Here is a 4049-nt window from a genome sequence, read left to right on the forward strand (position 1 = left end):
ATTCACCATGTCTCATACCCCCTTCGCGAAAGCGAACGTCGCGGGGTGGAGCAGCCCGGTAGCTCGTCAGGCTCATAACCTGAAGGTCACAGGTTCAAATCCTGTCCCCGCAACCATCTTGACTTGTCGAACCTCGGAAGCATCCGCTCCCGAGGATTTCTTTTGTCTGGTCGGCTGGCTGATCAGAAGCATCGCTGCGAGCTCACCGGTCATTTTCACCTGCAATGCCCCATCGACCGGTGTCAGCACGATGCGTTCGATAAGTCCGCGGATTACTTCCTGCGCCTCCGTGCGGCTGGCCTCGTTGGTGTAGGCAGACAACAGATTCTCGACCTTGTGCCGGTAGATCTGCGCGACTCGCGTATGGAACATCACGGGTCCAGACGGTTCGGCACTAGCGCCCAGAATTTCCTCCAGCGCTACCTTGCGTTGGCCCAAACGGTTCAGCTCCTCACGTACCAGCGATGCATCGACCCCCTTGACGATGGCGGCGGTCAGCCGGTCGATGCCCGCGATGATGCCTTTAAGTTCGTGGCGGTGTGAACCATGATCACGCTCGCGTACGCGGGCGAGCCGGTTGCTCTCGGCGACATATTCCTTGACGAACGCTTGACCACGTCAAACTGCAACATGTCGTCCTTCAGCGCTGCCAGCACCTGCTCTTCGAGTTCGCCGATGCGAATCGTCAGCTTGTTGGTGCAGCCGGCGTCGCCGTAGTTGGTGTTCGCGTGACAACCCGAACGGAGCTTGCCGACCTTGCCATAGTTCGACCCGCACACTCCGCACATAACCTTACCCGTAAGCAGGTACTTCGGGCGTTGCTTGGCCCAGATGGGCGTCACATCGGAGCCGTGCGGACATGCAGTTTGCTCCTGGCGCGCCTTCACCTGTCCCCATAGCTCGTCGCTCACGATCCGCAGATGCGGGGCTTCGGCAGTCTTCTTCACTCCCTCGGCCGTCGCGAAGGCGTGTCGCTTGCCGGTTTCCGGATCCTTACGGAAGGTCTGACGCTGATGCTCGGGGCAACCGACATAAGCTTGGTTGTTGAGGACGCCGGTGCCTCGTTTCTTGTTGCCGTTGATCGTGGAGGCAGACCATTTGCCGCCCCGTGGGCCGGGTACGCCGCGACGATAGAGGTCGGCTGCGATGGCCTTGGCAGAGCGGCCCATGGCATATTGTTCGAAGATCGACACGATGTGCGCTGCCTCGGACGCATTGACCTTAAGGTGCCCCGGGATGCGATCGCCGCGTGCATCGAGCTGAAAATCCAGTACGTAGCCATATGCTCGCCCACCGGCATTGAGACCTTTCATGTGCCTATCGGCAAGCGCGTCGCGGGTCTTGCGCGACGTCGCCGAGATCTGCTCGGCGTTCATCGTCCCTTTCATGCCGACGTGCAGCCGCGTGATCTCCCCTTCCGCTACCGTCACCAGGCGGATACCGAGGAACTGCAACCGCTCGTAAACCTTGGCGGTATGTGATTGTCCACGCGATAAGCGGTCGAGTTCGTCCGCCAGCACGACATCGGCTTCACGCCGTTCGCAGGCGGCCAGCAGCCTGAATGCCTGGACGGTTCAACGTTGCGCCAGAGATGGCCTCGTCGGCCCACGCACCGATCTCCTGCCAGCCGGCCTTGGCAAGATACGCCCGCATGTTGCCGTTCTGCACCGCGATGGTCTCTGGCTTTTGCATGTCGGTCGAATAACGGGCGTAGAGCGCAACTCTCATTTCTTCATCTCCGTATCGGTGCGGCTGTGCTCGCCAAGATGAGTCCGGGCGAGGTCGCGCGCAAGCAGCCGTGCCAGCGCCAGTGCCGCCTTCTGGCGGGCAGGTTCGGCAGGGAGGAGCGGCGGAGTAGGGCGGGGATGGTGTTCCATCCAACAGCCCAAACGAAAAAAGCATCGATCAACCCACGCGAGTCGTGGCCGAAAACGCAGGACCAGCAGCCGAAATCGGCCGTCGGTCCGATAGCGTCACATGCCCATGCCGCCGTTCATGGCTCGCATCGCCATCAGGCTCAACTTCGTCTTTGGTGGGGTCCACGTTGCACGGTCGAACAAGGCGCGGCCATCAGCATGCCGACGACCGAGGCGGATCAAATCCTCATCGCCGTAATCACGGTCATCACCGTCCACCCGGTACCGCGCGATAAGGCGGCCTCCCGATCCGCGGAGCGCGAGCGTTTCCGCTATGGTCATCGCACCGTCGGCGTCGATCTGGGACGGGCGGAACCGCACTCGCTCGCCCGGATGCGCGACCTGTGGCTCGAACGCGGCAAGTTCCTTCGGCTCGAAACCGGCGCGGCCGCGAGCACCAAGATAGATTATTGGCGGCGCCGGTCGAGTATAATGGGTTCGGTATTGCTGCAGTGCCGACACGGCCTGTTCGAGCGCGGCGCTGATCAAGTCTTCGCGGGCCTGGCGCTCCAACCACCTCACCGCATCTGTCGCAGTACCGCCTTGCGGGTGCGCGAAGCCACGGTCCGCTGCGCGCTGTACGGCAAGACGGCTGCTTGCAGCGATTTGGCCGTCGGCCAACGAGTCGTTGAAGCGGTGCAGATCAAGGTCGAGTTTGGTGCCACGATTTGCCGATACAGCGCGCCGCGCCGCATCGCGCACCTGATCGTGCAGCGCCTGCGGGCGCAGCTGTGGCTCGTTGCGGGCGCTCAGGTGCGCGAGACCGACGTCTCCCAGCGCGTGCAACGCGCGCTCCTGGGTTACCATGAGGACTCGGACATCTCCGGCTGATGCAGTGCGGTCGCATCCAACCGCCCAGTCGATGAGAATCATGCGCGCGCTGTCGACGACCGTCGCTGCGTGTTCCTCTCCAGCCGCCATGGCATCGAAGTGGCGGCCTGCCGCGCCTGCGAGGCCTTCAAGCTGCATGCGCCAGCCACGCTGGCTCACCGTGTCGCAGATGTACTGGCTCGTCAGATTTACAGCCTGCTCTTCCCAGCTGTTCGCGCGGCTGTTTGACGTCTTCATTGAGCTTAGTCGGTCCAGCTGAGCTACGCCGGTGGACGTCAACTCTTCCAACAGCAACGGCTCGAACACCCGTTCGAAGTTCTTCTGTGGGAAGATGCGCGTCGATGCATCGCGCTCTGCTGCATCAGCGCGCCGCCACCACTCGCCATCCGAGCAAGACGAGGGCGCGATGATGCGACCGGCTGCCACATCAGCCATGCGCGCAGCAAGTGCGCGCTGGTTCGCAGAACCGCTGTCTGGCAGGCCTGCCACACCGGCCAGTTCCCGGTCGAGCCACGTATCGCCGTCGAACATCGCCTGCCGCAGTGCCGCCGACGCCACGCAGTTGCGAACATCGTAATTACGCGAATTGTAGGTCGTACCGCGTAGCAGGTGCGGTACACCTAGTGCGGTAGCTATCGTATGAGCGAGATAGGCGCTTTGCCCAGTGACTGGCTGCTCCGGATCGTCGCGTATTTCCTTGATCGTCATGCGCCACGATGCCAGCACCATCCGCGCGCCATCCAGCGTGCTCGCCGCATGTACAGCGCCGTCGTCGATCTGGCGCGCAATGCCGGCGGCAATTCGGCCCGTCAGACGATAGTCAACGGACGGGTCATCCTGAGCATCTTCGAAAGCGTTGCACAAGTAGGCGTAGGCGATGCTTGCCGCCGTCTTCATCAGCTTCGCCGACGTCGTCGGCTCCTTCACGCCAGCGTTGTTGTTGCCAATCGTACCCATCATTGTCTCCGTTCGTCCACGGAGCCTGACTCGGCATATGCTGACGATTGATTAAATGCGCCTGCCCACCATTGATCAGCACGCCTTAACATCGTCGAACCAGAGTCTCGCAGCTCCAACGAAGCATCCAGTGCAAAAGGATCGAGGGACCCACGCACGTGAAACGCGCGTGCGATACAGCGGCGGTGCGAGCGCTCGAAACTTGGAAGCGGAAAGGCCGTTTTTGGTGGAAGCACGAACCCGCTGCGCGGGAGGGTCGTGCGGGGCGCGGTTGAATTGACATCGCGGGTGTAGCGCATCGGTTGAGCGCTACGGGAAGCAGGCAGAGCATCGGGGTTCCACGAA

The 4049-nt window shown here is 62.1% G+C and carries 4 protein-coding genes, 1 tRNA gene and 1 pseudogene; 2 read left to right on the forward strand and 4 right to left on the reverse strand.

The annotated features are described in order from the left end of the window. Positions 1-39: 39 nt before the first annotated feature. A tRNA-Met gene (locus tag U1763_RS21035) sits at positions 40-116 on the forward strand. Positions 117-123: 7 nt separating this feature from the next. Further along, the gene (locus U1763_RS21040; RefSeq protein WP_332756857.1) at positions 124-543 is read left to right on the forward strand and encodes a hypothetical protein; all 420 of its coding nucleotides are present in this window, start codon (positions 124-126) and stop codon (positions 541-543) included. Here U1763_RS21040 and U1763_RS21045 read toward each other — a convergent pair. The 4 genes and pseudogenes from U1763_RS21045 to U1763_RS21060 all read right to left on the reverse strand — a co-directional run bounded on the left by U1763_RS21045 (position 495) and on the right by U1763_RS21060 (position 3704). After that, complete coding sequence (locus U1763_RS21045) at positions 495-1388, reverse strand: recombinase family protein (protein WP_443026957.1); 894 nt, start codon at positions 1386-1388, stop codon at positions 495-497. The two genes, U1763_RS21040 and U1763_RS21045, sit on opposite strands and share 49 nt — an antisense overlap. Continuing rightward, a pseudogene (locus tag U1763_RS21220) lies at positions 1365-1728 on the reverse strand (recombinase family protein); the annotation flags it as partial. The gene U1763_RS21045 and the pseudogene U1763_RS21220, both read right to left, overlap by 24 nt. Then, positions 1725-1877: a hypothetical protein gene (locus U1763_RS21055; protein WP_332756860.1), complete on the reverse strand. Its 153-nt coding sequence runs from the start codon at positions 1875-1877 to the stop codon at positions 1725-1727. The gene U1763_RS21055 and the pseudogene U1763_RS21220, both read right to left, overlap by 4 nt. A gap of 96 nt (positions 1878-1973) precedes the next feature. After that, positions 1974-3704: a hypothetical protein gene (locus U1763_RS21060; protein WP_332756861.1), complete on the reverse strand. Its 1731-nt coding sequence runs from the start codon at positions 3702-3704 to the stop codon at positions 1974-1976. Positions 3705-4049: the final 345 nt, after the last annotated feature.

It is taken from the genome of Sphingomonas sorbitolis, assembly GCF_036663875.1.
Lineage (GTDB): Bacteria > Pseudomonadota > Alphaproteobacteria > Sphingomonadales > Sphingomonadaceae > Sphingomonas.